We start from the raw sequence: 26,418 nt of genomic DNA, 5'->3' as shown, positions 1-26,418 counted from the left end.
ATCGCATCGACACATGGCTCTGCCATTGTCATGCTGCGACGCACAATTATATCGTCATGTTCCCTCCCACCTCGCGCGAGATTTCCCATGGGTTCCCTGTCTTCGAAGAATGCCCTCGTCACCGGCTCGACCAGCGGTATCGGCCTGGCAATCGCCCGCGCCTTTGCCGCCGAGGGCGCCAACGTTACCATCAACGGTCTTGGCGATACTGCCGCCATCGAGCGGGAGCGCGCCGGCATCGAGAAGGATTTCGGCGTCAAGTGCCGCTATTCCGATGCCAACATGATGGATGGCGCCGCGGTCACCGCCATGATCCATGACGCGGAAGAGGCGCTCGGCAGCCTCGACATACTGGTCAACAATGCGGGCATCCAGCATGTGGCGCCGATCGAGGAGTTTCCCGACGACAAATGGGAAGCCATCATCCGCATCAACCTTTTGGCCGCCTTCTACGCCATCAAGGCGGTGGTGCCCGGCATGAAGGCACGCAAATGGGGCCGCATCATCAACACGGCTTCCGCGCACGCGCTGGTCGCCTCGCCGTTCAAGTCGGCCTATGTCTCGGCCAAGCACGGCATAGCAGGCCTGACCAAGACGGTGGCGCTGGAAGTCGCGCAGGACGGCATCACCGTGAACGCGATCGCGCCTGGCTATGTCTGGACGCCGCTGGTCGAAAAGCAGATCCCCGACACGATGAAGGCGCGCGGCATGACCGAGGAACAGGTCAAGCACGACGTGCTGCTGGCGGCGCAGCCGACCAAGGAATTCGTTACTGTCGAAGAGCTTGCGGCACTGGCATTGTTCCTGTGCTCGGATGCGGCCAGGCAGATCACCGGCACGACGTTACCGATGGATGGCGGCTGGACGGCACAGTAAATTGGTCGAAACATGCCGCCTTCAGGCCAACGCCAGGGCGCCGGCAGGAAGGCAGTGCGCGGCCAATGAAAATAATCCAGCTCTCCGATCCGCATCTGATGGCGCCGGGTGGCCTTCTCTACGGTTCCGATCCGCTCGCGCGGCTGGAAGCCTGCCTGGCGGATATCGGCAGGAACCATGCCGATGCCGACCTGGTGGTGATATCAGGCGACCTGAGCAATGATGGCGAGCGCGCGGCCTATGCGGCGTTGCGAGGGGCGCTGGCGCGGTTCGTGCCGCCTTGCCGGCTGATGCTCGGCAACCACGACGACAGGGCGCTTTTTCTCGAAATGTTCCCGGAAGCGCCGGCCGAGCGCGGGTTTGTCCAGAGCGTTTTCGATGGCGGCGATGGCCGCCTGATCCTGCTCGACACGCTGGACAGCGGACATGTCGAGGGCAGGCTGTGCGCGGCCCGTCTCGACTGGCTGGACGAGAAGCTGCACGAAGCGCGCGACAGGCCGGTCTTCCTCTTCATGCACCACCCGCCGTTCCGCATTCACATGCCGGTGCTCGACGAGGTCAGGCTCGCCGACGCCGATGCCTTCCATGACATTCTCCGGCGCCACGGCAATGTCGGCCACATCTTTGCCGGCCATGTCCACAGGCTGATCGCCGGCAGCTGGCGCGGCATACCGGTCAGCACGCTGCGCAGCACCAATCATCAGAGCGCCCTCGATTTTTCGGACAGCTGGCGGCTGGGCCACGAGCCGCCCGCCTATGCCGTCATCTTCATCGATGCGGATGGAGTGGTCGTCCATTTCCACGATTTTGAGACGGGCCGGCCCGAGCCGGTCAAGGATCCTTGACGAGGCGGCTTTCGCCGCCGCCAAGATGGGTCTCCCACACATAATCGGAGATCAGCCGCCGATACTGTGGGGTCATGACCAATTTTCTGTGCGAGGCGCCGCCGACGTGGAAAAAGGCGCCGCCCAGCATCCGATGGTCCGCTTCCATCCCGTCAACATCGAGATCGGCTGCCGTCTTTTGCGCATCGGAAACATCGTTCTCGCCAAGTCCGCGATACAGCAGGCTCCAGTTTCCGCCGCCGGTGTCCATTCCGCTGACAAAACGCGGTGTGAAGTCCAGGTCCAGTCCTTGCACGGCGCTGAAGCGGAAGAAGCAGAACCCAGCCCACATGAACCAGGCCTCGGGGTCCGCTTGCGCTGGGCGCTTTGAGCCGTGGACGATTTTTCCCTCCATCGTCGCGGCGATGTCCACGGGGACGGTCGGAAAGCAGTCGTGATCCAGAAATCCGAAAAGCTCCGGCCGCAAAGGCCGAACGATGTTGTGGAAGATCCAGTTCATGGATATCCCGTGCGACCGGTTGGGATGGCTTTCCCGGTTCCGAGGCAAACCGAAATAGGCGGTTTTTCGCGCCCGGCAGATGTCCGTGATACGCACCCTTGCCGATCGATCGGATGAATTGTCGATGACCACCAGCGTCATCCCCGAGGAGTACAATTGCTAGGCTCGGGTGAGCGCATCGATGACCCAGGGGGTGTTGAAGGCAATGACAAAGCAGAAGCGCCGGGAGCCGGTTTGCAGCAGCTCCTCGGCGAATTTCAGGCCTTCGGGAACGCCGCGCCCGCGAAAATCGCGCTCAATCACGGCGTTGCGAAAAGCCTTGGCCTTTCTGACAGGCCAGTTGTGGTTCAGCAGATCAACAAGGCCCTTGGCAGGCTTCCAGCTCATTACAAACTTCGCCATTGCTCCAAATCGGATGCATGCTCCCATAAGACGAAGCTCATCTTCCCACAACCCCGGCCTGGAGCCGCGAGAATTTTTGCGACCACCGGCTTGTCGTACACGCATGCTGTATTTCAACCTGATCTGGTCGCGGGCGCTATCAATCGCGACATCGTAGCGCTAAAACGCCATCCGGGTTCTGCACGGGGTTGATATGTTGGTTGCGATCTTCCGCGCATTGCGCGCCATTCCCTTCGTTGCCGCCAGCATTATCTTTGCCACGGGCGCCCGGGCGCAAGCGGTCGAATTCAAGACAATCACGATCAAGGTCGGCTATGGCCCCGGCGGGGGCTATGACCAGACATCGCGGCTGATCGCCCGCCACTTCGGCCGGTTCCTTCCCGGCAATCCGGATATAGTCGTCCAGAATGTGCCCGGGGGCGGCAGCCTGAAGCTCACCAAGATGGTGTTGGGCAGCGAGCCGGCCGACGGCAGCGTCATCGCTTCCGTCAGCGAAGCCATGTCATATGCGCCGGTGCTCGATCCCCAGAACGCCAATTTCGATCCGCTTGCCCTGCAATGGATTGGCTCGCTCGTCAACGAGCCGGCCTATTGCCTGACGGCCAAGAGTTCCGGCATCGACACGATGGACAAGTTCCTGCAGTCCGATTTCCTGATTGGGGCGACCGGCAAGAGCAGCGTGACCTATATTTTCGCGGCGCTGGTCAAGAACGGCTTGAAGGCAAAGTTCAAGGTCGTCACCGGCTTTGAAGGCACGGCCGATATCGAACTGGCGATGCAGCGAGGCGAGATCGCCGGAATGTGCGGAGTCTCCAGTTACAACATCTCCGAAAACCGCGACGCGCTCAACCTCATTGGTACCTTCGGCCAGGGCATCGTTGCAGGCCAGGAGAAGTTCACTGCTAGGATCGACGACCCGAAGGTCCGGGAAGCGGCCGCGCTGATCGAGACGGCTTTGCAGTTCCATCATCCGTTGGTTGTCCCGCCGGGCACGCCCAAGGAGACGGTCGAAACGCTGCGCAAGGGATATATGGAGATGGTCAGGGATAAGGCGTTCCTGGCCGACATCGGCAAGCTTAGCGAAATGACCGTCAACGCCACCAGCGGCGAAGACATAAGCCGGCTTGTCTCGGAGCAGTTGAAGGTGGATCCGGATGTGTTCGAGACCGCCAGAAATCTGGTGAAGTAGATTCCCGGCGAGGCTCAACGGTGGATCTGATCCTCACCGCCGTCGTCGAGATGGCCCAGCCGTTTCGCATGCTGATGCTGGTGACCGGCGTTTTCGTCGGCCTCGTCGTCGGCGTTGTCCCGGGCGTTGGCGGGCTGTTCGCGATGGCCCTGCTCATCCCGATGACCTACAACATGGACGCCTATGCCGCCTTCGCGCTCCTGCTCGGTATGGGATCGGTCAATACCACCTCCGATACGATCCCGGCCATCCTGTTTGGGGTTCCGGGCTCGGTCGGAGCGGCGGCGACGGTGCTCGACGGCCATGCCATGGCCAAGAAAGGCGAAGCCGCGCGCGCCTTCGGCGCCTCCTATTCGGCGTCGCTGATTGGCGGCGTGTTTGGCGCTCTGGTGCTTGCCGCGGCTATTCCCATCATGCGACCGCTTGTCCTCTATCTAAAGACGCCGGACTTCTTCGCCATCTGCGCCTTCGGGCTCTCCATCGTCGCGATGCTGGCCGGGAGCCAGCCGCTGAAGGGGCTGGCCGCGGCCATGTTCGGCATGCTCGCCTCGTTTGTCGGCATCGATAAGATCGCCGGCATCGATCGGTGGACCTTTGGTGAAATCTATCTCTGGGACGGTCTGCCGGTGGCCCTGGTGTTTCTCGGCCTGTTCGGCCTACCGGAGCTGGCTTCGCTCCTGTTGCGAGGTTCCATCCAGGGCAATGCGGAGCGACCGACTTATGCGGGCATGTGGCAAGGCATCAGGGACACGCTGCGGGAGTGGCCGCTGGTGCTGCGATGCAGCAGCATCGGTTCGCTGCTGGGCGCAGTTCCCGGTGTCGGCATCGCGGTGCTGGACTGGATCGCCTATGGCCATGCGTCACGGCGGCCTGGCTCGGGACCGAAATTCGGCGAAGGCAATGTCAGGGGCGTCATCGCGCCCGAGAGCGCCAACAATGCCAAGGAAGGCGGCTCGCTCATCCCGACCATCGCCTTCGGCGTGCCGGGTTCGGCCTCGATGAGCATCCTGCTCGGCGCCTTTGTCGTCCATGGGCTCGTTCCCGGCCCCGACATGCTGGGCAAGAATGCCGCGCTCACCATGTCGATGGTGTTCAGCATCGCCGTGGCAAATATCGTAGGCGCGGTGACCTGCCTTGTGCTGACCCGGCCTCTGGCGCGCGTCGCGCAGGTTCCGGCCGCCATCCTGGTGCCGCTGGTGGTCACCTTCATCGTGGTTGGTGCATACCAGACCAATATGAGCGCCTTCGATTTCGCGCTGGTCATCGGCGTCGGCGCCGTCGGCATGGCGATGAAGGAACTCAACTGGCCGCGCTCGGCCTTTTCATTGGGATTCGTGCTCGGCCCGAGCCTCGAGAACTATTTCTTTCTCGCCTATCAGATTTCCGGCTGGTCGTGGCTTGCCCAGCCGCTGGTGCTCATCCTGCTTGGACTGGCCGTGGTCGGTCTCGTCAGGCAGACGCTGTCGTGGATCAGGGCCAGAAATCCCGGCGGGCCGCTGCCCCCCGCGCTGCCCGACATTGTCGCAGGCGCCACCATGACATTGCTGGCGTTCGCGGCGTTGGGGACGGCCGTGACCGGCTTTCCCTTCGAGGCCGCCATTTTCCCGGTCATCACGGCTGGATTCCTGTTGGTGTTTTCGCTGGTGACCACAGTGCAGGCGTCGCTGCGATGGCGCAGGCGGGCCACGCCTGTCCTATCCGTGCCTGCCGCGATACCAGGCGAATGGTCTCCGGTTTCGGAACCCACCATGAAAGGCAATCTCGCAATCATCGGCCTTTGTCTGGCCCTCGCCTTTCTCATCCTGTTGGTCGGTCACCTGGCAGCGACCTTCATCTTCGTTGCCGGCAGCATCATGGTGCTTGGGACGAAGTCGAGGCGGTCATCCCTGGTGATCGCTGCCGCCGCGACGGCCTTCGTCTATTCGGTCTTCGACATGCTGGCATCCCAGCCCTGGCCGACTCCGTGGCTCACAGGCATTAGCGGAATTTTCTAAGAACCCTTATGCGGCGCCAGCGTTTCGACCAGTTGGCGGCGTAGCAGCTTGCCGTTGCCGCTGTAAGGCAACGAGGCGACCAGCCTGATCTCGCGCGGCCGCCGGTCGGGCGCGATGTTGGTGCGCATGAAAGCCTGGAATTCCTCGACGGTTCCGCGGTCGGAGACGATGAAGGCGGCGATTTCCTGCCCCATGGTCTCATCTGGAAAGCCGGCCACGGCGACGTCCTGCACCTTGGCATGGGTGCGGATCAGTTTTTCAAGCTCCTGCGGCGCGACACTGACGCCGCCGCGAACGATCATATCGGCCTCCCGATCGACGATCGTGATAAATCCGTCGGCGTCCAGAAATCCGATATCACCGGGGATGCCCCAGTCGGAGCTCATGATCTGCGGATCGACGAACAGGCGGTTGCCGGGCATCAGGACCGCGGATGCCATGGTCGGCGTCCATGCCTTGATCAGCCCGCGCTCACCTTGCGGCAACACGCGGCCATCGGCACCGAGGATTTCGACCTGTGCGCCGGCGACCGGACGGCCTGCGCTTTCGGGCTTTGCCAGAATATCCTTACCCCATAGCGAGGATATGATGCCGGTAAGGCTCGATGAGTAGCTTATCCGGTATCCAGATGACAGATAGCGGTAGGCAGCGATCTTGTCTTCGCCTCTGGCCGGTCCGCCTACGCTGTAGAGAACGGAAAGTTGGGGAAGCAGGTGGGTTGCGCGTTCGCCCACCTCCTTGACCATCCGGGCAATGACTGATGGCGCCAGCACCGTGCCGCTTGCCTGGAACGAGAGCAGCGCCTCGATGAGCTCCGAGGGGGTGAACAAGGGAGGAAAGAACCGAACGATTCCCCCGTAAAGCAGATAGCCGAAGACCTGGTGACGCATTGCCGAGTATGACAGGGCCATCGGCGTCAGGAATCGTTTGGCGGTTCCCTCCACCACGCCGCGGCGCGCCGCGATGCGCCTGGCGAGTGCCTCATGCGACTGGGTGTAGGCCTTTGGATCGCCCGTCGTGCCGGACGAAAAGATCAAAAAGGCCGGGGCGGCATCGCTCGCCGGGGGGCGGATGTCGGATCCCGGCGCCGAAGCCGATTTCCAGCCAGCCTCGAAAAGGGCGTTCGGATAGACCTCATCGCCCGGCATGGCGCGGCTTTCAAAAACCATTCTCAGATCGAAGTCGCGGGCCTGCCTGGCTCGCTGACTCCTGGGCGTTCGAAAGTCGACGACAACAGGGGTCGCGCCGATTTTCCAGCAGGCGAGGATCGAAAGGATCACGTCGATGTTGTCGAGCATGGCGAGGCCGACGCGGTCGCCCGGTCGGATGCCCGATGCGCCGAAATTGGCTGCAAGATGTCCGCTCTGCGTCAGGGCCTGGGAATAGGTGATATCAGACCGGCCGCTGACCATCGCGACCTTGTCGCCATGGGCAGCGAAGGCCTCCAGTATCTGCCAACCAAAACTCATTGACGATGCGGGTTTTCGCGTGGGGCCTCGCTTCGGGCGGAGAGGAACGTCAAGATCTCCGCGTCGATCGCGTCCATGTTGGCCTTGCGGAATTTGTTGTGCGTACCCGGCATGACGACCGTTTTCACGCTGGCCTCGTTAGACGCCCAGCCCTTGTAGTCCTTCACGGTAGTGGCTCCCCATTCGGAACTGGCGAGGATGAGGATGTCGCAGGGGTAGGACGAGGGCACAAAACCGGCTGCGGCCTGCAGCAGCGCGCTCTTGTATGCCTTCTTGCGCAGATGGCGCCCCAGGCGTGTCTGTCCGAGACCGACCGCCTTCAGCGTGTCCCGCAACAGGCGCCAGTAGACCACCTTGCGCACGATATCGCGCCGCCTCCTCTCCGTGAGGCGATCGTCGGGCATCGGCTTCAGCCAGGCGGAACCTGGCGACGGCGGATCGATGAGCACGATCGCCGGCCGCTTGCCCGTCGCCTCATGGCTCAGCCGGCCGACCTCGATCGCGAGCAGGCCACCCACGCATATGCCGCCGATGACTTCGGGGTGCCTGCCTGTTACCGAGGTGAAGGCTTCAAAATAGTTGGTGCCAATTTCGGCCATGGTGGAATAGGGCGTCTCGCCGGGTTCCGTGCCCATGCCGCGCACCGCCATGATCGCGTACTTCTCTTTCAGACGCCTGCTGAAGCGATTGGCGAACAAAGCCGAGCCGGTGATGCCGTGGATCATCGCGATCGGCTCCTGGCCGACGCTGCCGGACACCGGCACGATCAGCTCACGGGCCGGATGCTCCGGCACCAGCGATGCGATCAAACGGCCGAATTCCCGCGGTGTCTGCGCTTCGAGCAGGACGGAAGTCTGCAATCTCACGCCGAACCGCTTCTGCACGGCAAGCACTAGAGTCTCCGCCATCAGCGAATCGCCGCCGAGATCGAAGAAATTGTCGTCGAAGCCGACGGCCGGCACCTTCAATTCCGCGGCGAAGATGCCGGCAATCGCATGGGCCGGTCCATCGCCCGGCGGTGGCACAGGTCTAACCCGTTGTAGGACGTTCATCGGAAAAGCCCCTAACCGACGGATGTTCACTGCTAACGCTTTTACGCAGGGTGAGAGCCCCTAACAAGTGTCCTGTGCGCCGCGCGTCGAGCCGCCGCTGGCGTGCTTGTCTCGCCACGGCAACGCGGAAAGTCGCGACTTGCCGGCTCCGCAACGGCCTTTTGTCCAGTTGTGTAAGTGTTGCAAAAGCACGCAGATTTGGACATTAGTCTTGACAGAAATACAGATGTTCAATACCCGTCAGGCAATTGAACAAGCCTGCATTATGGGAGGAATGAGCGGTATGGCGTCCAATGTTTCGTTGACGGGCCTTGCCCGCGATCTCGAGGAACGCGGCAAATCGGGCAAGCCGATCCGGATCGGGCTGATCGGCTCGGGCGAAATGGGAACCGACATCGTCACCCGCGTCGCCCATATGTCGGGCATAGAGATCGGCGCGATCTCCGAGCTGAACCTGCCCGCCGCCAGCAAGGCGGTGGATATCGCCTTCCAGGAAACCGGCCATGCGCGCGAGGTATCGAACGCCTCGGCGATGACGGCCGCCATGGAAGCCGGCAAGGTGGCGGTGACCAACGACGCCAGCCTGGTCATCAACAACGATCTTATCGACGTCGTCATCGATGCCACCGGCGTTCCCGCCGTCGGCGCCGAAATCGGCTTGCGCGCCATGGAGCATGGCAAGCATCTGGTGATGATGAATGTCGAGGCCGACGTCACCATCGGCGCCTATCTCAAGAGCGAAGCCGATCGGCTCGGCGTCACCTATTCGCTGGGCGCCGGCGACGAACCCTCCTCCTGCATGGAGCTGATCGAATTCGTTTCGGCCATGGGCCACCCGATCGTCGCCGCCGGCAAGGGCAAGAACAACCCGCTCAACATCGACGCCACGCCGCCCGCCTATGAGGAGGAGGCCAGGCGCCGGCACATGAATGTGCGCATGCTGGTGGAGTTCGTCGACGGCTCGAAGACCATGGTCGAGATGGCGGCGATCGCCAACGCCACCGGGCTGGTGCCCGACAAGGCCGGCATGCATGGCCCGGCCGCGACGCTCGGCGAATTGAACAAGGTGCTGGTGCCGCAGAAGGATGGCGGCGTGCTGTCGAGGGTCGGTGTCGTCGACTATTCGATCGGCAAGGGTGTCGCGCCCGGTGTCTTCGTCGTCGCCGACATGTCGCATCCGCGCATTTCGGAGCGCATGGAAGATTTGAAGATGGGCAAGGGCCCGTACTTCACGTTCCATCGTCCCTATCACCTGACCTCGCTCGAAGTGCCGCTGACCTGCGCCCGCGTCGTGCTCTACGGCAAGGCCGACATGGTGCCGCTGGCCAAGCCGGTAGCTGAAGTGGCCGCCGTGGCCAAGAAGGACATGCAGCCCGGCGAGAAGCTCGATGCGATCGGCGAATATTGCTACCGCGCCTGGATCATGACTGCACCGGAAGCGCATGCCGCGAGGGCCATTCCCTGCGGCCTGCTGCAGGGCGGGTCGGTTACGGCGCCGATCAAGAAGGGTGAGCTCATCACCTACGCCAATGCCGCCCCGGCAGCGGGCTCCAAGATCGCCGAACTGCGCGCCCGTCAGGACAAGCTCGTCTACGGAACCGTGGAGGCGTAACCATGGCCGGAGCCAGCAAAGCCGTCGCGGACAGCCGCGCCAACCTGCCCTTCGTCTATCGCCAGTACAGCGCCGAGCAGCTGAAGCAGGTGCTCTACAAGATGTACCTGATCCGCCGCTTCGAGGAGGGCGCGGAAGAAAGCTACACGCGCGGCCTCATCCACGGCACCATGCATCTGTCGATCGGCCAGGAGGCGAGCGCCATGGGCATCTGCATGCCGCTTGGCGAGGACGACCAGATCACCTCGACCCATCGCGGCCACGGCCACTGCATCGCCAAGGGCGCCGAGGTGAAGCGCATGTTCGCGGAATTCTTCGGCAAGACCACCGGCTATTGCAAGGGCCGCGGCGGTTCGATGCACATCGCCGATGTCGCCAAGGGAAATCTCGGCGCCAATGGCATTGTCGGCGGCGGCATTCCGATCGCCGTCGGCGCCGCGCTCTCCGCCAAGATGATGAAGACCGGCAAGGTTGTCGTCTCCTTCTTCGGCGACGGAGCCAACAATGAAGGCGCCTTCCACGAGGCGCTCAACATGGCGGCGGTCTGGAAACTGCCCGTTATTTTCGTCTGCGAGAACAATGGCTACGGCATGTCGACGTCGACTGCCCGGTCCACCGCGGTCAAGAACATCGCCGACCGCGCCGCCGCCTATTCGATGCCGGGCGTCATCGTCAACGGCAACATCTTCTCCGAGGTCGCCGAGGCTTCGTACAAGGCGGTCGAGCGGGCACGGGCGGGTGAGGGGCCGACGCTGATCGAGTCCAAGACCTATCGCCATCGCGGCCATTCCAAGAGCGACCGCAACCGCTACCGGACCAAGGAAGAAATAGAGGACTGGATGTCGAACCGCGATCCGATCACGCTGTTCGAGAACGAATTGCGGGAATTCGGATTCATCGACGACAAGGGCATCGAAGCCATCCGCGAGGTGGTGGCGCGGGAGATCGCCGACGGCATCGAGTTCGCCAAGGCGAGCCCGTCGCCTGACGTCAGCGAGACCGGCAATTACGTGTATACGGAGCAGGCGTGATGGACGCGATGGTGCGTGAACTGAGCTACGCCCAGGCGATCCAGGAAGCCATGGCGATCGCCATGGACATGGACGAGCGCGTCTTCCTGATGGGCGAGGACATCGGCGTCTATGGCGGCGCCTTCCAGGTGACCGGCGACCTCGTCGATCGTTACGGCGCGGACCGGGTGCTGGACACGCCGATTTCCGAACTGGGCGGTGCGGGGGTCGCTGTCGGCGCCGCGCTGACCGGCATGCGGCCGATCTTCGAATTCCAGTTCTCCGATTTCGCCACGCTGGCGATGGAGCAGATCGTCAACCAGGCTGCCAAGATGCGCTTCATGCTGGGCGGCGAGGTTTCGGTGCCCGTCGTGATGCGCTTTCCCGCCGGCTCCGGTACCGGTGCCGCCGCGCAGCACAGCCAGAGCCTGGAAGCTTGGCTTGGCCACGTGCCGGGCCTGAAGGTTATCCAGCCGGCGACGCCCCATGATGCCAAGGGCATGCTTCTGGCTGCGGTCGCCGATCCCGATCCGGTGATGATCTTCGAGCACAAGCTACTCTACAAGATGAAGGGCCCGGTGCCCGAAGGCTATTACACCGTGCCGATCGGCAAGGCAGATATCCGCCGCGAGGGCCGTGATCTCACCATCGTCGCCACCTCGATCATGGTGCAGAAGGCGCTCGACGCCGCTGCCGCGCTGGAGGCCGAAGGCATCGACGTCGAAGTCGTGGACCTCCGGACCATCCGGCCGATGGACAAGCAGACCGTTATCGACAGCGTCAAGAAGACCTCGCGGCTGATATGCGTCTATGAAGCGGTCAAGACGCTGGGCATCGGCGCCGAGGTCAGCGCCATGATCGCCGAAAGCGAGGCGTTCGACTATCTCGATGCGCCGATCGTGCGGCTGGGCGGTGCGGAAACGCCGATCCCCTACAATCCGGAGCTGGAAAAAGCGACGGTGCCGCAGGTTCCAGACATCGTCACCGCCGCGCGCGACCTCGTCAAAGGGGTTCGCTGATCCATGCCGACCGAAGTCATTCTTCCCAAGGTCGACATGGATATGGCGACCGGACAGATTTCGCGCTGGTTCGCCGAGGAAGGCGCCACGGTCAAGAAGGGCGACGTGCTGTTCGAGATCGAGACCGACAAGGCCGCGATGGAGATCGACGCCCCGGCCAGCGGTGTGTTGCGCGACGTGACCGGCAAGGAAGGAGTCGATATCGCGGTCGGATCGGCGGTGGCTTGGATTTATGCTGACGGCGAGGCTTATAAGGACAAGGCGCCAATCTCACCCCTTGAGGGGGAGATGTCGACGAAGTCGACAGAGGGGGTTGCCTCAGAAGGCACCGCCCTCGCGCTGAGTCCGGTCGAACCGACCCCACCCGACCGGCGTTTGGCCGGCCACCCTCCCCTCGAGGGGGAGGGGAAAACCCGCGCTACACCCTTGGCGCGTCGATTGGCTCGTGAAGCAGGACTGAATCTCTCCGGCATATCAGGCACAGGCCCACATGGCCGCGTCGTAAAGGCGGATATCGATGCGGTACTCTCCTCCCCCCTCGAGGGGGAGGTGTCCGCGAAGCGGACGGAGGGGGTCGCCTCAGGAGGCACCGCTTTTGCGCCGAGCCCCGTCGAAGCGACCCCACCCGACCGGCCTTCGGCCGGCCACCCTCCCCTCAAGGGAGAAGGGGACGTGATGAAACTGTTCGAGGAAGGCTCCTACGAACTCGTTCCGCACGACAATATGCGCAAGACCATCGCGCGGCGCCTGGTCGAAGCAAAAACCACCATCCCGCATTTCTATCTGACGCTCGACTGCGAACTCGACGCGCTGCTGGCTTTACGCACTCAGCTCAATGCCGCGGCACCGGTGAAAAAGACCGACAAGGGTGAGGCGCCCGTCTACAAGCTGTCGGTCAACGACATGGTGATCAAGGCGATGGCGATGGCCTTGAAGGCGGTGCCGGATGCCAATGCCTCATGGACCGAGAGCGCCATGGTCAAGCACAGGCATGCCGATGTCGGCGTCGCCGTTTCGATCCCCGGTGGCCTGATCACGCCGATCATCCGGCATGCCGATGAAAAGACGCTGTCGGTCATCTCCAACGAGATGAAGGACCTGGCCAGCCGCGCCCGCAGCCGCAAGCTGAAGCCGGAAGAATATCAAGGCGGCACGACGGCCGTTTCCAATCTCGGCATGTTCGGCATCAAGGACTTTGCCGCCGTCATCAACCCGCCGCATGCGACGATCCTGGCGGTCGGCGCCGGCGAGGAGCGGGCGGTGGTCAGGAACGGCGAGATCAAGATCGCCACCGTGATGTCGGTGACGCTGTCGACTGACCATCGTGCGGTTGATGGCGCGCTGGGGGCCGAACTGCTGGTCGCCTTCAAGAAGCTGATCGAGAATCCGATGGGCATGCTGGTCTAAGCTCCTGCCGTAAGCCGGCGCCAATGATGCGCCGGCTTATGATGAAACGACTTGTCAGGCACCGAACCTTGACCCATGTTCTCTGGTGATCGCGACCAAGGGAGGCCAACATGCCTGCATTCGACCCGTCTGACGTCAAAACCTTGTTCGGCAGGGTCATGGGCGCGTCGCCTTCCGACATCAAGCTGGTGGCGCAGCGCCTGCACGATCATGCTTTCGAGCCACGCATGTCGGCGGAAGAGACAAGGCAGCTTGTCGTCAGCCTCGGTTATGACAGCCTCGATGCGTTCTGCAGTGATATCGGCCTGCCCGCGCATATCGCCGAGCGCTGGAGCCGTTTTGGCGTTTCGGGCGAGATGAAGCAGGTGTTCACCCTGCTGGCGGGGCAGCGCAGACGCGTGGCCGAAGCGATCGCCGAATTCGAATCCATGACCCATGTCGGCGTCGAGGATTTTTTGCGCGAGCGCGGGTTGATTTAAACCCAGGCATCTCAGCCGGCCTTGGCCAGCAGCGCCATAGCGGTGTCGCTGTCGGTGATCAGCACATTGGTGTTGACAGCCTTGAGCGCGGCGAGGATTGCCGCCACCTTGCGCTTTCCGCCGGCGGCCAGCACGACATTCGGCACATGGGCGACAACATCGAGGTCGATCGCCATGACGCGCCGGTTGACTTCGTGATCGACGAGCCTGCCGGCGGCATCGACGAAATAGCATAGCATGTTGGCGACCGCGCCTTTTGCCTTCAAGGGTGTAATCAGCGATGACGGCACGATGCCATGCCGGAAGATGGTGGCATCGGGCGACATGTCGCCGACGGTGAGCAATGCGATGTCGGCCGCCGCGGCGCGCCGGCGCACATCCTGCAGCGTCGGCTGCGCCCACAGGAGATCGCGCAGCGAGGGGTCGTCCACCATCACCGGCGCCGTGATCTGATAGCTGTCCACCTCGAACACATCGGCGACCTTGGCGGCCACGATCGACGGGTTGATCCATTGCGAATGCGGCAGGCTGCCGACAAGCGCCACCACCGAGGCGCGCTTCAAGTGCCGGCGGGCGAGGAAACCCAGGCTGGCGTGCAGCGTGGCGCCACCGCCGATCGCCAGCGTCATGCCATCCTGCATCTGCTCGCCGAGATAGGCCGCCACGGCGTGGCCGATGGCCTTCTCCAGATGGTCGTGAACCGAAGGTGTCGGGATGACGACGGCGGCGTTGAGGCCCCAGCGTTTTTCCAGTTCCCGCTCAAGCGCCACCTGTTCGGCTGTCGGCGCGTTGATCATGGTAACGACGATGCCCTCGGCGGTACAGGCGGCCAGCGTACGCATGACCTTCACCCTGGAGACATCGAGCTTGTCGGCGATCTGCTCCTGCGTGAAGCCCTCGACATAATAGAGCCATGCCGTCTTGACGCTGAGGTCCGACGAGACCATCGGCAGGCGAGCCGGTGCGGGCTTTTGCGTGGGCATGGATGTCGTCCCTCATGTGTCATGGCCGACGGTTGTCCTCATCCGGGCAAGGCCGCTCTTACGTCAATCGGATGCCGGGTTCGCGGCAGGCCGATTATCGCACAGCTGTGATCATTTGTAATTGACATCGTACATATGAACATATTTTGTTGGTTTCACGCGCTGTGTCATCCACCAGTCATATGCGCCGTGCAGGGAGGAAGAGACGGGGTGCTGGCCAGGGGCCAGACCGGTCATGCACAGACAAGACAGGAGGTCTCATGAAGACGCTATTCATCCAGCTGCTGGCCAGTCAGCTGGCGCTCGCGGCAACTTTGTTTGCCGGCGTGGCAAATGCCGAAACACTGACGCTCTACACATCCCAGCCCGAGGCAGACGCAGCCAAGACCGTGGATGCCTTCAAGAAGGCACAGCCCGGCATCGACGTCACCATCTATCGCTCCGGAACCAGCGACATCCTGACCAAGATGGCGGCCGAGTTCGCCGCAGGCAGCCCGCAGCCCGACGTGCTGCTGATCGCCGACGCGGTGTCGATGGAACTGCTGAAGAAGGACGACCGGCTGCTGGCCTATCCCGAGGCCAAGCTCGACGGCATCGAGGCGGATGCCTATGACGCCGACAAGACTTATTTCGGCAGCAAGCTGATCACTACCGGCATCGTCTACAACACCGCTGCCGCCGAAAAGCCGCAGCATTGGGCGGACCTCGCCAAGCCGGCCTATGCCGATGGCTTGGTCATGCCGAGCCCGCTCTATTCCGGTGCCGCCGCCTACCTGCTTTCGGGCTTCGCCGGCGACAGCAATTATGGCTGGGATTTCTTCCAGAAGCTGAAGACCAACAACACCGTCAGCGTGCGCGGCAATGGCGCGGTGCTGAAGTCGGTGGCGTCGGGCGAGAAGCCCTATGGCATCCTCGTCGATTTCATGGCGATGAACGCCAAGAAGAAGGGTTCGCCCGTCGAATTCGTGTTCCCCTCGGAGGGCGTGCCCGCCGTGACCGAACCGGTGGCCATCATGAAGACCGCCAAGAACGTCGACGGCGCGAAAAAATTCGTCGACTTCATTCTGTCCGATGAAGGCCAGAAGCTGGCGCTGTCGATGGGTTACCTGCCGGCACGCGCCTCGGTCGGTCGTCCCGACTGGCTGCCGGAAGGCGTCAAGGTCAAGGTGATGCCGTTCGACACCAAGGCGATCGTCGCCGAGACCGACGCCGACAAGGCGAAGTTCCAGGACCTGTTCGGCGGCTGAGCCGTCGATCCCCGCGAGATGCCGTCTCGACGGCATCTCGTCAGTTCCGGTGAGCCCGGCCGCCCCGCTGACCGATCCCAGGAAACGCAATCATGCCGACACGTATCAGGGAGAGCCGGGGCCAGGAAATGGTCCTGACGGCGGTGGTGGCCGTCGTCATCGTCCTGCTTTCGCTGCTGCCCATGCTGCGCCTCGTCAAGGAGATCGTGGCACCCGGCGGTGTCTTGTCGACGGTGGCCGTGGAGGCCGGGCTGAGAAGCCCGGCAACCTGGATCGCGACATGGCATACGCTGGTCGTCGGCATCGGCGGCACTCTTCTGGCGGTGCTGTCGGGAACGTTGGTGGCCGTGCTTGTATCGCTGACCGACATACGCGGCCGAAGCGCCCTGGTGCTCTGCTACGTCATGCCGCTGATGATCGCGCCGCAGGTGACGGCGCTGGCCTGGCTGCAACTGTTCGGCCCTGCCAGCCCATTCCTCAAGCTTTTCGGAGCGGCGCCGCCGCTCGGCACGAAAAACCCGCTCTACTCGACCTCGGGCATCATCCTGCTGCTTGGCGTCCAATACGGGCCGCTGGTCTTCCTGCTGGTGCGTGCAGGCCTGCGCAAGCTGCCGCGCGAACTGGTCGAGGCGGCGCGCGCCGGCGGTGCGAATTGGTTCACCGTGCTGATCACCATCGTGCTGCCCTTGATGACGCCGTCGATCATGGCGGCGGCCGCGCTTGCCTTCGTCTCCTGCGTCGGCAATTTCGGCATTCCGGCCTTTCTCGGCATCCCCGCCAACTACCTGGTGCTGCCGACGCTCATCTATCAGAAGCTGGCCGGCGGGGGCCCGGCGGTACTCGGCGAGACCGCGTTCCTGTCGGTGCTGATCGGCATCATCGCCATGGCCGGCATTCTTGCCCAAGAGGTGATGAGCCGCCGCCGCGACTACCGCATCTCCTCGACGTCGCTGCTGGCCGAACCTTATGAACTGGGCCGCTGGCGGCCGGTCGTCCAGGCCGGCATGTGGCTGCTCATCGTGCTGGTGCTGGTCCTGCCGCTGTTCGGGCTGGTGCTGACGTCGCTGGTGCCGGGCTACGGCATCGCGCTCACCGCCAAGACGGCGACGCTCGACAATTACCGTTTCGTGCTGTTCGAGCATGATGCCGCCAGCCGCGCCTTCTTCAACAGTTTCTGGCTGTCGATCGCTGCCGCCTTCTTCGCGGTCCTCGTCGCCGTGCCGATCGGCTATCTCATCGCTTGGGGCAAGCAGCGCTGGGTGCGGCTGCTCAATCTTTCAGTCGAACTGCCCTACGCCTTGCCTGGCGTGGTGCTGGCGATCGCCTCGCTGCTCTTGTTCCTGCGCCCTATCCCGCTGACCGGCGTCCAGCTCTACAACACCGTCTGGATCATCCTCTATGCCTACCTCGCCCGCTTCCTGGTGCTGGCCTTGCGGCCGACCATCAGCGGCTATCACCAGATCGACCGGGCACTCGAAGAAGCTGCACAGGTGGCGGGCGCCGGCCTGTTCACGCGCATGCGCACCATCGTCTTTCCGCTGGTCGCGCCGGCGGCGATCGCCGGCGGCCTGCTGATCTTCATGACGGCCCTCAGCGAGCTCACCGTCTCGGCGCTGCTGTGGTCGTCGGGCTCGGAGACCATCGGCGTTGTCATGTTTTCCTTCGAGCAGGGCGGCGATTCCAACTACGCGGCGGCGATGTCGGTCATCACGGTCGCGGTCACCTTCGTGCTGATGCTGGTGACCAACCTGCTTGCCCCTCATCTTCCGAGCGGAGTTCTGCCATGGCGCGATTGACCCTGGACCATGTGACCAAGAGCTTCGCCGAGTTCGATGCGGTCAAGGACGTTTCGATCGATGTCGCTGACGGCGAATTTCTGGCGGTGCTCGGCCCCTCCGGCTGTGGCAAGACGACATTGCTGCGGCTGGTCGCCGGTTTCGAAAAGGTGACCTCGGGCGAAATCCGCATCGGCAGCGATGTCGTGTCGAACAGCGGCGGCAGCGTCGCGCCGGAAAAGCGGCGCGTCGGCATCGTCTTCCAGAATTACGCGCTGTGGCCGCATATGAGCGTCGCCGAGAATATCGGCTATGCGCTGAAGGTGGCCAAGCTCGACAAAGCGGTTGCGCGCCAAAAAGTGGAAGACGCGCTTGCCCTTGTCAATCTTCAGGGTCTGGGCGAGCGCCGGCCCGCCAATCTTTCCGGCGGCCAGCGCCAGCGGGTGGCCTTGGCGCGTTGCCTGGTGGCGACACCTTCGCTGGTGCTGTTCGACGAGCCACTCGCCAATCTCGACGTCCATCTCAGGGCCTCGATGGAGGACGAGTTCGCCGCCTTCCACAAGCGCACCGGCACGACCATCGTCTACATAACCCATGACCAGGCCGAGGCGATGGCGCTGGCCGACCGCATCGCGGTGATGGACCATGGACGCTTGGCGCAGCTCGCCACCCCGCGTGAACTCTATCATAAGCCGGCAAATGAGATGGTGGCCTCCTTCATTTCGCAAGGCATTCTGCTTCCGGCGGACGTGTTGGCCAGCGAGGACAACGGCCATTGCAAGGTCCGGGTTCTCGGAACCGAGCTGGTGGTCCGTTGCCGGCCTGGCGAGCGGCCGCGCGCCGGCGCCAAGATCTGCTGCCGCCCCGCCGATATCGAGCTTTCGGCCGATGCCTCGGGCTTCGATGGTCTCGTCAAGCGGGCGATCTACCAGGGCGGCGCGGCGCGGATTGAATTCGCGCCGACCGCTGGTCCCGACCTCACCTTGCATTTCGAGCAACCCGATCCGGTTGTGCTGGAGAACGGGGCGCAAGCGCGCCTGCGCATAAAATCCGGCTGGCTGATCCCGGCGGCGGGGACAGCCTCGTGATGATACTGGACCTTGCCGGCGGCTTCGGAGAAAAGGGCCGCACCAGCCTCGCCGTCAACAGCGGCGACGATCGCATCCTGCTCGATGTCGGCATCAAGGTCGGCGCTTCAGGGGCGGAATACTACCCAGCGCTCAACGGGTCGAGCGACGACATCGATGCTGTTTTTGTTTCGCATGCCCATGAGGATCATGTCGGCGCGCTGAGCTGGCTGTTGTCGCGCGGCTATAGCGGCCCGATCTTCATGACGGCGGAGACCCGTGCCGAGGCGCCGGCCACGCTTGCCGCCTATGCCGAGCCGGAGGATTTCAGGCGATTTCCCTTGCCTGAAAACCGCATCGAACTCTTCGAACCGGGCGACACACTGACAAGCGGCAATTTCACGGTCAGGACCGGGCGGTCCGGTCATGTCGTCGGCGGTGTCTGGTTCACCGTCGACGACGGGACAAGCCGCATCGCCTATTCAGCCGATGTGGTGCCTGACAGCAATGTGTTTGTCATGGACACGATCCCGCACTGCGATCTCCTGGTCTTCGATGCCTCCTACGGGGCGGATCCCGTGCCGGGGGCTGCCCGGGCGCAGGAAATTTCCGAATGGGTGGCGCGGCATCCGCAGGGATGCCTCTTGCCGACGCCGCTGTCTGGCCGATCGCTGGAACTGATCGCGGCCTTGCCGGGGTCGTTCGCCGTCCATGCCGGCATGCGTTCGTCGCTGGAAGCGCAGATCGGCGCGACCGCGTCCCTGTTGCCGGGCATTTCCGAGCTTTTGCTTGCCCGCCTGCGGAACGCGGCCGACTGGAGCGATGCCGACCCGCTGCCATTACTGCCATTGCTGGCCGATGACGGCATGGGCGAGGCTGGCCCGTCGTCGCGCCTTTTGCCTCGCGCCGACGATGCCGGGTTTCCGGTGTTGCTCACCGGGCATCTGCCTTTGGGCTCTCCGGCCGATCTCATGCACAAGGCCGGCCGGGCGGACTGGATACGCATGCCCACCCACCCGACACTGTCGGGCAATGTCGGCATCTGGGAGAAGGCGGGACGCCCCAGGGCGCTGGGCCATTCCTGCGCGCCCGATCTTCTTGGCGAGTTGAAAAGCCATATTCCGTCCTTGCTCACGCAATGCCGTACGGGGCAACGCATCACGGTGGGGCAAGGAAGCGCATCATGAGAATCCTGATCTGCAACGATGACGGCATCGAAGCGCCGGGTCTTGCCCGTCTGGTCAATGCCGCCCTCGGGTTGAGCGACGATGTCTGGGTGGTCGCGCCGGACGGCAAGCGCACCGCCGCCGGCTCGTCGCTGACCATCGCCAGGCCGCTGACGATGCGGCGCGTCAAGCCGAACTGGTATTCGTGCTCGGGCACGCCAGCCGATTGCGTGGTGAGCGCCATGACGTGGCTATTCGCTGATGAACCGAAGCCTGACCTCGTATTGTCGGGCATCAATGACGGCCGCAACGTCGCCGAGGATATCGCCTATTCCGGCACGCTGGGTATTGCCCGCGAAGCGAGTTTCTGGGGCGTACCGGCGATCGGCTTTTCGCGCGTGAAAAATCCTGACTTCGGCGCTGCCGACGACGAATGGCTTGGCAGGCTGATCGCCTCGCTCTGGCAATCGCGCGCCGATTGGGCGACAGAGGGCCATTGGCTGAGCGTCAACCTGCCGACCGCGCTGCCGGCCGAAATTTGCCAGCCGCGCATCGGCCGCGACAAGATCGGCCGCACGGCCGAGGTGGTGGAAACCGACGGGGATCGCACGATCATTACGGTGCCGCGTGGCCGGGCCCATGCAAGCGAACTGGGGGATGAAAACGCCGCGATCGATGCGGGTTTCGTCACCATCAACCGGCTGAACTGGTTTGGGGAAACGCGGCTGGACGACGGATTTCTGGACGGAATCCCACGCTGGCGGCAAAGCTAGCCGATCTCCCGCGCGGCATCCCCAGATCACCAAGCTGTCAGCGGCTAAATGGCGTCAATCCGGTGCTTATGCTTGAAGCCGCCGCTATTTCATTCCACATCGGAAGAGATGAAGGATGAGACACGCGAATGGCGCCGGAATCTGCTGTGGGCCTTGGCCGCATCGCTGGTCCTGCATGCGCTTGTCGCATCGTTCTTCATCTACGGCCTGTCAAAAGCCTCTCAAGAGCCGCAGCAGGAGCAACCGATAAGCGTCGCGCTCGTGCCTCCGCCCGACAAGCCAAAACCGCAGCCTCTCAAAGCCGAGAAACCGCCGGAACCGAAGGCTGATAAGCCCCCAGAGCAGAAGGTTGAAAAGCCACCCGAACAGCCGCGCAAACAACCTGATGACACCGCTTTGAAGCGCGTTTTTCAGTATGGCGACAAAGATACCGGACCGAAGAAATCCCTGGATGGGGGGGCGGCCAAGGACAATGCGCCGTCGCCTGCAAAGGATGAGGCCTCGAAGCCTCCGGTCGTGCCCAAGTCCGCCGAGAACAAGCCTGCAGCGACGGCAAACGCGGAGCAGCGGCCGGATGCGAGCAAAGCCGATGAGAATCCGCGAATCGAGCCGACCGTCACCAAGCCCACGCCGAGCGAGGAAAAGCAGGTCACGGAAGACGCTGATAAACAGCAAGCTGCGCCAAAAGCTTCCGATCAGCAAGCAGCCGTAGAGCCAAAGCCGTCGCCAGCCGAGAGCGACGCCAAGACCGGGGCCGCGGCCGAAAAGCCCAAGGCCAAAGTCGTCAAGACGATGAAGTTCAAGTCCGAAAAGGCCCTGAAGTCCCGGGCCGGAAAAGCCACCGCCTCAAATTCCACGAACGACGCAGGTGCTGGATCACCGATGTATTCCGGTCTTCCGGGGGTTCGGAAGCTCTACTCGCAGGGCGCTACCGGCGACGCGTTGGCCACGAGTTCCATGAGCGGCGTACCTCGTAGTCAGCGCGTTGCGACCCTTTGCGCCAACGTGCTGGACCAGGAGCTGCAGGGTGCCGACTATTCTCCCAAATGGCTGCCGACAATTCCGCTGAAAGCCGGCAATGTTCTCGACCGCCCCGAGGCGGCCTTCAGCACGACAACCACATGGTACCAACTGAGCTTCCGATGCGAGGTGGATGCCGATGCGACCAGGGTCCTGTCGTTCGGCTTCCGTGTCGGATCCGAGATTCCACGCAGCGAATGGCCGCCAAACCATCCACTTTAGCCTCTGCCACTTAGGCTGGCACACCAAGTCCAGCCAATTGCCGGCTAACTTCTTGCCAGTCGGCGCAGACGAAATCGGCGCCGGCCGCCGTCAGCCGTGCGGCATGCTCGGCATAAGTATGACCGCCGCCGGTATAGCCGATCGCCGTCATGCCGGCGGCAACCGCGCCCTGGATGCCGAAAGGCGAGTCCTCGATGACGATGCAGTCGGCTGGTTTGGCGCCCATCCTGGCAGCCGCGAAAAGGAAGATGTCCGGCGCCGGCTTGCCGTTCTTGACCATCGAAGAACTGTAGATCGCATCGCCGAAGAAGCGTGCCAGTCCGGTCACCGCCAGGCTGTGGTTTATACGCTCGATGGAGGATGAGGAGGCAACGCAGCGGTCGCCGGCAAGCGTTTCCAGAAACGAGCCTATTCCAGGCGTTGGCTTCAACTCTTCGGTGAAAAGCACCTTGGTCTCGGCCCAAATATCGCCGTCGGCCGACGCGGGAAACTGATGGCCGGTCAACTCCTTGATCCTGACGATGATGTCGGCCTGTTTCATGCCGACGCACTGGGCGATGATGCCGCCGTGAACGCCCGGCATGCCATGCTTATCGTAGACACGTTCATAGGCCTTGGCGGCCAGCGGCTCGCTGTCGACGAGAACGCCGTCGCAATCGAAAATGATCAGTCTTGACGGCGCCACGCGTTTCTCCCGGCCTCTGTCAGAATTCGCACATCGCTATCGACAAAAAGTCAAATGTTCAATAGCGGGCGCGCTCGGCCTCGTGGATAGGGGGTAATAGAGGCCAATTCAAAGCTGGCGCAAGACGTCGCTGGCGCGGGAGGACCCCAGCGCCCGCTGCATGGCCTGCCGCGACTGTGCGCGATCGGGCGTGATCCAGTTCGGTTCCGCCCCCAGGAAGCGGTCGAGGAAAGCCACGGCATAGGCCGGCATTTCGGTGACGTTCTCGCGATAGGACCACCAGGTGCGCAGGTCGTCGGCGCATTTGTCGATACTGGGCGCCGAGCCAAACTCCTGCTCGTAGATCGCCGAAATCACCGAGACACAGTAGTTGGTGTAGAGAAAGCCTTCCGGCCAGAAACGGATGATGTCCAGCGTGCCGGCATTCTGATCCGTTTCGATGAGCTGGGTGAGGCCGGAGATTTCCCTTGCCGGCGCCTGTTTTATCAGTTCGCGCAGCACGAGGCCGGCGGCAAAGACGATGAAATCGGCGCGGTCGATCGCGGCAAAGCGCTTCTGCGCTTCCATGACCTCGACCCAGTCGAGAAAAGCCCGGGTCAGCTTCGCCTCGTCGATTTCGAAGCGTACGCCGAATGTGTCCGAGACCACCTTGGCGCTGCCGCGGAAGGTGGCGCGAAACCAGCGCAACTGCCGCAGCCGGTGGCGCAGGTCGGGCATGAGGGCCAGTTCATCCCTGAAGGGCAGTTCCATTTCCTGTATCCCGTTTCCCCACAGGTTAGCACAGTCGTGCCCCCGCCGTAATCGCGCGGCGGCCCTGTGGATGACCGTGGTTGAGGTCAATATCATACATATTGACATTCGCGGAAACAAATGTTCTCACTTTGCTGTTGTCGTGCGCCGGTCCAAGGTGCGCCTCGACTGAGGCTTCGGGAGGAGAACCGAATGGCGATTTGGCAGTGGGGACTGCTTCTGCTGGTTATTGTGTGGGCGTTGCAGTCGCTCGGCGTCTGGCTGCAGATGCGGCACTATTCGGATGTCTTCCGGGGCGTCACCGACCAGTACAAGGACGGCTTCGTCGGAGCCGGCAATTTTCGCGGCCGATTTGCCAAGGGAACGATCGCGCTGGTCGTGGTTACGCCCGACTTGATCGTGCGCCGCATGATGGTGATGAGCGGCCGTTCCGTGTTCACCAAATTCAAACGACATGAAGAATTCGAGGGCGTTCCCCTCGATCGACTCCGGTCCAACCCTGCGATCATGGGAGAGGGGGAACCCGGTGTGGCCGAGGCCGTGAAGCGGGCGATCGAACAGATCGACAAAGCACGGTCGGAGCCGGGAAAGAAGCCGGGTTTGGCCGGCTTGAATGTAGCAAGGGCATAGAGGAGGCCGTGCGCCGACTGGGATCAACCGGCGGGCCGGCATAAGGAGGAGAAATGTCTGTATTTTCGTTGTTGGCGCAGCATGCCGACATGGCCGTGCACAATTTGCATGTCGCGGGTGCCATGGTCTCGGATGCTGCATTGCATGGCAGGCTCGCCGTCGAGCATGCTTCCGATCATCTCGTGGTCCTGGCGCAGGCGCAGACCGACAGCGGGCCGGTCACCGCCGATCAGCTGAAGGAGCAGCTGAAAAACGTGCAGCAGGAAGAGCAGCTTGGCTGGCTGACTGCCATCGGCAAGTACTTCATCGGCATTTTCCAGAAGGGCGGCGAGGTTTTCGCCGGCTTTGTCACCGGCATCATCCCGACGCTTGTGGTGCTGATGACCGCCTTTTACGCCGTCACCGAACTGGTCGGCGAAGAGCGGGTCCACGGTCTGGCGCGTGGCGCTGGCCGCATCGCGCTGACCCGCTACACCGTGCTGCCGCTGCTGGCGGTGTTCTTCCTCACCAACCCGATGGCTTACACCTTCGGCTCGTTCCTGGAAGAAAAGCACAAGCCGGCCTTCTATGACGCGGCCGTGTCCTACGTGCATCCGCCGCTCGGCCTCTTTCCGCACATCAACCCTGGCGAATATTTCGTCTGGGGAGGCATGCTCGTGGCCTTGCTCGATCTCGAGAAGCGCGGCGTCATCGCCGCCGGCTACCATGTCAAGGTTGCCATCTGGTACGCCATCGTCGGCCTCGTCGTCATCCTGCTCAAGGGCATGCTGACCGAGCGCATCACCGCCATCATGGCACGCCGCCAGGGCGTCGAGCTGTAAGGGCGGGGAGGACATCATGGCCAAGACATACAAAGCCGTACGGATCACCCGGGGCAAAACAGGGTGGGGCGGTCCGCTTGTGATCGAGCCGACCGAACAGCGCAGCAAGGTTGTTTCCGTCACCGGTGGCGGCATTCATCCGGTGGCGCAGCTCATCGCCGATATGACCGGCGCTGAAGCCGTCGACGGCTTCAAGGCGCCGCCGATCGAAAGCGAAATGGCGGTTGTCGTCGTCGACTGCGGCGGCACCGCACGATGCGGCGTCTATCCGCGCAAGCGTATCCCGACCGTCAACCTGACGCCGGTCGGACAGTCCGGGCCGCTCGCCCAGTTCATCACCGAGGATATCTATGTTTCGGGCGTCAAGCCGGCCGACGTCACAATGGCGGACGGGTCCGAGGCGGTCACGACTGCAGGGGGAGCAGCATCGATGGGTTCGACCAACAACACAGCGACGCCGACGGCGCTGCCCAGCGAGGGTGGCCTGATCGGTTTCATCAGCACGATCGGCCGCGTCATGGGGCGTGTCGTCGGCATCTTCTTCAACGCCGGCCGCCGCACCATCGACCAGGTCATCCGCAACGTGCTGCCGTTCATGGCCTTCGTGACCATGCTCATCGGTCTGATCCTGTATACCGGCGTCGGTGACGTGCTGGCGCAGCCGATGGGTCCGCTGGCCAACAATATCGTCGGCCTGCTGATCATCTCGGCTATTTGCGGCCTGCCGTTCCTGTCGCCCATCCTGGGGCCAGGCGCTGTTATCGCGCAGGTTATCGGCGTCGCCATCATCGGCCCGCAGATTGCCAACGGCACGATCTCTCCGGCGATGGCGCTGCCGGCTCTGTTTGCCTACAACACCCAGGTGGGCTGCGACTTCGTTCCCGTCGGCCTCGCACTGGGTGAAGCCAAGCCGAAAACCATCGAAATCGGCGTGCCGGCGGTGCTCATCAGCCGCCAAATCATGGGTCCGGTCTCGGTGCTGATCGCCTGGGTCGTCTCCCTGATCGTGTTCTAAACAGCAGAAATAACGAGGTTCGCCATATGTCGGTTCTTCTCAAGACACGGGTCACGGCAATAGGACCCGAAGTGGCGGACCTCGCCGAGGGCGGCGTGGTCATCCTGTTCGCGGATGGCTCGCCACCGGAGCTTGCCGAGGTCTCGGTGCTCCACAAGGCCGAGATCGGACCTAGCGACGGCGCGCCTGAAAAGGGCGCGTCGATCACCCTTGGCCCGGTTTCGGCTGTCATAACCGCCGTCGGCTCCAGCGCCTGGAGCAAGGTGCTCGAGATGGGCCACGTCGTCATCTCGTTCAACGGCGCCAGCGAGGCCGAAAGGCCGGGCGAGATCTGCGCATCGCAGGTCGATACGCAAGCCCTCGTGGCTGCGCTGAAGACAGGCGCGATCATCACCATCGCCGCCTGAAAGC

At 63.0% G+C, this 26,418-nt stretch carries 26 protein-coding genes; 19 read left to right on the top strand and 7 right to left on the bottom strand.

The window, feature by feature from the left end:
• Positions 1–87: 87 nt before the first annotated feature.
• Together LB516_RS19165 and LB516_RS19160 are read left to right on the top strand one after the other, a co-directional pair.
• Positions 88–876: a 3-hydroxybutyrate dehydrogenase gene (locus LB516_RS19165; protein WP_224720191.1), complete on the top strand. Its 789-nt coding sequence runs from the start codon at positions 88–90 to the stop codon at positions 874–876.
• A gap of 65 nt (positions 877–941) precedes the next feature.
• The gene (locus LB516_RS19160; protein ID WP_140712769.1) at positions 942–1,721 is read left to right on the top strand and encodes a phosphodiesterase; all 780 of its coding nucleotides are present in this window, start codon (positions 942–944) and stop codon (positions 1,719–1,721) included.
• Here the strand turns inward: LB516_RS19160 and LB516_RS19155 are convergent.
• Positions 1,708–2,352 (bottom strand): hypothetical protein, encoded by a 645-nt coding sequence (locus tag LB516_RS19155; protein ID WP_224720190.1) that lies wholly within the window; start codon positions 2,350–2,352, stop codon positions 1,708–1,710. The two genes, LB516_RS19160 and LB516_RS19155, sit on opposite strands and share 14 nt — an antisense overlap.
• A 27-nt stretch (positions 2,353–2,379) precedes the next feature.
• On the bottom strand, positions 2,380–2,727 hold the full coding sequence (locus tag LB516_RS19150; RefSeq protein WP_224720189.1) for a hypothetical protein: 348 nt from the start codon (positions 2,725–2,727) through the stop codon (positions 2,380–2,382).
• Positions 2,728–2,815: 88 nt separating this feature from the next.
• Here LB516_RS19150 and LB516_RS19145 point away from each other — a divergent pair, with 88 nt between their 5' ends.
• On the top strand, positions 2,816–3,811 hold the full coding sequence (locus tag LB516_RS19145) for a Bug family tripartite tricarboxylate transporter substrate binding protein (protein ID WP_224526478.1): 996 nt from the start codon (positions 2,816–2,818) through the stop codon (positions 3,809–3,811).
• Between the two features lie 20 nt (positions 3,812–3,831).
• Entirely contained in the window at positions 3,832–5,805 is a 1,974-nt protein-coding gene (locus LB516_RS19140; protein ID WP_224720188.1) for a tripartite tricarboxylate transporter permease, read from the top strand.
• Here the strand turns inward: LB516_RS19140 and LB516_RS19135 are convergent.
• Together LB516_RS19135 and LB516_RS19130 are read right to left on the bottom strand one after the other, a co-directional pair.
• A complete protein-coding gene (locus LB516_RS19135) occupies positions 5,802–7,274 on the bottom strand; it encodes a class I adenylate-forming enzyme family protein (protein WP_224720187.1) in 1,473 nt (490 codons plus the stop codon). The genes LB516_RS19140 and LB516_RS19135 overlap by 4 nt on opposite strands.
• Positions 7,271–8,326 carry a phosphopantetheine-binding protein gene (locus tag LB516_RS19130; RefSeq protein WP_224591452.1) on the bottom strand — a complete coding sequence of 352 codons (1,056 nt, stop codon included), beginning with the start codon at positions 8,324–8,326 and terminating at the stop codon, positions 7,271–7,273. The genes LB516_RS19135 and LB516_RS19130 overlap by 4 nt, the downstream gene beginning before the upstream one ends.
• A 283-nt stretch (positions 8,327–8,609) precedes the next feature.
• Here LB516_RS19130 and LB516_RS19125 point away from each other — a divergent pair, with 283 nt between their 5' ends.
• The 5 genes from LB516_RS19125 (at position 8,610) to LB516_RS19105 (ending at position 13,853) form a co-directional block, all read left to right on the top strand.
• The gene (locus LB516_RS19125) at positions 8,610–9,938 is read left to right on the top strand and encodes an NAD(P)H-dependent oxidoreductase (RefSeq protein ID WP_015315453.1); all 1,329 of its coding nucleotides are present in this window, start codon (positions 8,610–8,612) and stop codon (positions 9,936–9,938) included.
• Between the two features lie 2 nt (positions 9,939–9,940).
• The gene (locus LB516_RS19120; RefSeq protein ID WP_140616772.1) at positions 9,941–10,969 is read left to right on the top strand and encodes a thiamine pyrophosphate-dependent dehydrogenase E1 component subunit alpha; all 1,029 of its coding nucleotides are present in this window, start codon (positions 9,941–9,943) and stop codon (positions 10,967–10,969) included.
• A complete protein-coding gene (locus tag LB516_RS19115) occupies positions 10,969–11,967 on the top strand; it encodes an alpha-ketoacid dehydrogenase subunit beta (protein WP_015315455.1) in 999 nt (332 codons plus the stop codon). Before LB516_RS19120 ends, LB516_RS19115 begins: the two co-directional genes overlap by 1 nt.
• A gap of 3 nt (positions 11,968–11,970) precedes the next feature.
• Positions 11,971–13,374 (top strand): pyruvate dehydrogenase complex dihydrolipoamide acetyltransferase, encoded by a 1,404-nt coding sequence (locus LB516_RS19110; RefSeq protein WP_224720186.1) that lies wholly within the window; start codon positions 11,971–11,973, stop codon positions 13,372–13,374.
• Positions 13,375–13,484: 110 nt separating this feature from the next.
• Entirely contained in the window at positions 13,485–13,853 is a 369-nt protein-coding gene (locus tag LB516_RS19105; protein ID WP_015315457.1) for a hypothetical protein, read from the top strand.
• An 11-nt stretch (positions 13,854–13,864) separates the two neighbouring features.
• Here LB516_RS19105 and LB516_RS19100 read toward each other — a convergent pair whose 3' ends face one another.
• Entirely contained in the window at positions 13,865–14,836 is a 972-nt protein-coding gene (locus LB516_RS19100; RefSeq protein WP_140720164.1) for a sugar-binding transcriptional regulator, read from the bottom strand.
• Between the two features lie 260 nt (positions 14,837–15,096).
• Here LB516_RS19100 and LB516_RS19095 point away from each other — a divergent pair, with 260 nt between their 5' ends.
• From LB516_RS19095 to LB516_RS19070, 6 genes are all read left to right on the top strand, one after another.
• Positions 15,097–16,083, top strand: a complete 987-nt coding sequence (locus tag LB516_RS19095; protein ID WP_015315459.1) for an ABC transporter substrate-binding protein — start codon at positions 15,097–15,099, stop codon at positions 16,081–16,083.
• 92 nt (positions 16,084–16,175) lie between these two features.
• Positions 16,176–17,879 carry an ABC transporter permease gene (locus tag LB516_RS19090; RefSeq protein ID WP_140720166.1) on the top strand — a complete coding sequence of 568 codons (1,704 nt, stop codon included), beginning with the start codon at positions 16,176–16,178 and terminating at the stop codon, positions 17,877–17,879.
• Positions 17,867–18,946, top strand: a complete 1,080-nt coding sequence (locus LB516_RS19085; protein ID WP_140874912.1) for an ABC transporter ATP-binding protein — start codon at positions 17,867–17,869, stop codon at positions 18,944–18,946. The genes LB516_RS19090 and LB516_RS19085 overlap by 13 nt, the downstream gene beginning before the upstream one ends.
• A complete protein-coding gene (locus LB516_RS19080) occupies positions 18,946–20,112 on the top strand; it encodes an MBL fold metallo-hydrolase (protein ID WP_140720386.1) in 1,167 nt (388 codons plus the stop codon). Before LB516_RS19085 ends, LB516_RS19080 begins: the two co-directional genes overlap by 1 nt.
• A complete protein-coding gene (locus LB516_RS19075) occupies positions 20,109–20,864 on the top strand; it encodes a 5'/3'-nucleotidase SurE (protein WP_224720185.1) in 756 nt (251 codons plus the stop codon). The genes LB516_RS19080 and LB516_RS19075 overlap by 4 nt, the downstream gene beginning before the upstream one ends.
• A gap of 108 nt (positions 20,865–20,972) precedes the next feature.
• Positions 20,973–22,106: a DUF930 domain-containing protein gene (locus tag LB516_RS19070; RefSeq protein WP_224720184.1), complete on the top strand. Its 1,134-nt coding sequence runs from the start codon at positions 20,973–20,975 to the stop codon at positions 22,104–22,106.
• A 10-nt stretch (positions 22,107–22,116) separates the two neighbouring features.
• Here the strand turns inward: LB516_RS19070 and LB516_RS19065 are convergent, their stop codons facing one another.
• A complete protein-coding gene (locus LB516_RS19065) occupies positions 22,117–22,791 on the bottom strand; it encodes an HAD family hydrolase (protein WP_140712791.1) in 675 nt (224 codons plus the stop codon).
• 108 nt (positions 22,792–22,899) lie between these two features.
• Positions 22,900–23,541, bottom strand: a complete 642-nt coding sequence (locus tag LB516_RS19060) for a hypothetical protein (protein ID WP_140616780.1) — start codon at positions 23,539–23,541, stop codon at positions 22,900–22,902.
• Positions 23,542–23,733: 192 nt separating this feature from the next.
• On the opposite strand from LB516_RS19060, the gene LB516_RS19055 reads away from it, so the two are divergent.
• Genes LB516_RS19055 through LB516_RS19040 form a run of 4 tightly spaced genes read left to right on the top strand, consistent with a single transcriptional unit; the run spans position 23,734 to position 26,414 of the window.
• A complete protein-coding gene (locus LB516_RS19055; protein ID WP_015315467.1) occupies positions 23,734–24,171 on the top strand; it encodes a transcriptional regulator GutM in 438 nt (145 codons plus the stop codon).
• 53 nt (positions 24,172–24,224) lie between these two features.
• Positions 24,225–24,992 (top strand): PTS glucitol/sorbitol transporter subunit IIC, encoded by a 768-nt coding sequence (locus tag LB516_RS19050; protein WP_015315468.1) that lies wholly within the window; start codon positions 24,225–24,227, stop codon positions 24,990–24,992.
• Between the two features lie 16 nt (positions 24,993–25,008).
• Entirely contained in the window at positions 25,009–26,007 is a 999-nt protein-coding gene (locus LB516_RS19045; RefSeq protein WP_015315469.1) for a PTS glucitol/sorbitol transporter subunit IIB, read from the top strand.
• 26 nt (positions 26,008–26,033) lie between these two features.
• The gene (locus LB516_RS19040) at positions 26,034–26,414 is read left to right on the top strand and encodes a PTS glucitol/sorbitol transporter subunit IIA (RefSeq protein WP_140662903.1); all 381 of its coding nucleotides are present in this window, start codon (positions 26,034–26,036) and stop codon (positions 26,412–26,414) included.
• The last annotated feature ends 4 nt before the right edge of the window (positions 26,415–26,418 follow it).

The organism is Mesorhizobium sp. CO1-1-7 (genome assembly GCF_020164885.1).
Classification (GTDB): Bacteria; Pseudomonadota; Alphaproteobacteria; order Rhizobiales; family Rhizobiaceae; genus Mesorhizobium; species Mesorhizobium australicum.
This window is presented reverse-complemented; position numbering and strand designations above follow the sequence as displayed.

What these genes read in the sequence shown, in the direction of transcription:
- LB516_RS19165 (WP_224720191.1), top strand. Translation starts at nt 88, where the DNA reads ATGGGTTCCCTGTCTTCGAAGAATGCCCTCGTCACCGGCTCGACCAGC.
- LB516_RS19160 (WP_140712769.1), top strand. Translation starts at nt 942, where the DNA reads ATGAAAATAATCCAGCTCTCCGATCCGCATCTGATGGCGCCGGGTGGC.
- LB516_RS19150 (WP_224720189.1), bottom strand. Translation starts at nt 2,727, where the DNA reads ATGCGTGTACGACAAGCCGGTGGTCGCAAAAATTCTCGCGGCTCCAGG.
- LB516_RS19145 (WP_224526478.1), top strand. Translation starts at nt 2,816, where the DNA reads ATGTTGGTTGCGATCTTCCGCGCATTGCGCGCCATTCCCTTCGTTGCC.
- LB516_RS19135 (WP_224720187.1), bottom strand. Translation starts at nt 7,274, where the DNA reads ATGAGTTTTGGTTGGCAGATACTGGAGGCCTTCGCTGCCCATGGCGAC.
- LB516_RS19130 (WP_224591452.1), bottom strand. Translation starts at nt 8,326, where the DNA reads ATGAACGTCCTACAACGGGTTAGACCTGTGCCACCGCCGGGCGATGGA.
- LB516_RS19125 (WP_015315453.1), top strand. Translation starts at nt 8,610, where the DNA reads ATGGCGTCCAATGTTTCGTTGACGGGCCTTGCCCGCGATCTCGAGGAA.
- LB516_RS19120 (WP_140616772.1), top strand. Translation starts at nt 9,941, where the DNA reads ATGGCCGGAGCCAGCAAAGCCGTCGCGGACAGCCGCGCCAACCTGCCC.
- LB516_RS19115 (WP_015315455.1), top strand. Translation starts at nt 10,969, where the DNA reads ATGGACGCGATGGTGCGTGAACTGAGCTACGCCCAGGCGATCCAGGAA.
- LB516_RS19110 (WP_224720186.1), top strand. Translation starts at nt 11,971, where the DNA reads ATGCCGACCGAAGTCATTCTTCCCAAGGTCGACATGGATATGGCGACC.
- LB516_RS19105 (WP_015315457.1), top strand. Translation starts at nt 13,485, where the DNA reads ATGCCTGCATTCGACCCGTCTGACGTCAAAACCTTGTTCGGCAGGGTC.
- LB516_RS19100 (WP_140720164.1), bottom strand. Translation starts at nt 14,836, where the DNA reads ATGCCCACGCAAAAGCCCGCACCGGCTCGCCTGCCGATGGTCTCGTCG.
- LB516_RS19095 (WP_015315459.1), top strand. Translation starts at nt 15,097, where the DNA reads ATGAAGACGCTATTCATCCAGCTGCTGGCCAGTCAGCTGGCGCTCGCG.
- LB516_RS19090 (WP_140720166.1), top strand. Translation starts at nt 16,176, where the DNA reads ATGCCGACACGTATCAGGGAGAGCCGGGGCCAGGAAATGGTCCTGACG.
- LB516_RS19085 (WP_140874912.1), top strand. Translation starts at nt 17,867, where the DNA reads ATGGCGCGATTGACCCTGGACCATGTGACCAAGAGCTTCGCCGAGTTC.
- LB516_RS19080 (WP_140720386.1), top strand. Translation starts at nt 18,946, where the DNA reads ATGATACTGGACCTTGCCGGCGGCTTCGGAGAAAAGGGCCGCACCAGC.
- LB516_RS19075 (WP_224720185.1), top strand. Translation starts at nt 20,109, where the DNA reads ATGAGAATCCTGATCTGCAACGATGACGGCATCGAAGCGCCGGGTCTT.
- LB516_RS19070 (WP_224720184.1), top strand. Translation starts at nt 20,973, where the DNA reads ATGAAGGATGAGACACGCGAATGGCGCCGGAATCTGCTGTGGGCCTTG.
- LB516_RS19060 (WP_140616780.1), bottom strand. Translation starts at nt 23,541, where the DNA reads ATGGAACTGCCCTTCAGGGATGAACTGGCCCTCATGCCCGACCTGCGC.
- LB516_RS19055 (WP_015315467.1), top strand. Translation starts at nt 23,734, where the DNA reads ATGGCGATTTGGCAGTGGGGACTGCTTCTGCTGGTTATTGTGTGGGCG.
- LB516_RS19050 (WP_015315468.1), top strand. Translation starts at nt 24,225, where the DNA reads ATGTCTGTATTTTCGTTGTTGGCGCAGCATGCCGACATGGCCGTGCAC.
- LB516_RS19045 (WP_015315469.1), top strand. Translation starts at nt 25,009, where the DNA reads ATGGCCAAGACATACAAAGCCGTACGGATCACCCGGGGCAAAACAGGG.
- LB516_RS19040 (WP_140662903.1), top strand. Translation starts at nt 26,034, where the DNA reads ATGTCGGTTCTTCTCAAGACACGGGTCACGGCAATAGGACCCGAAGTG.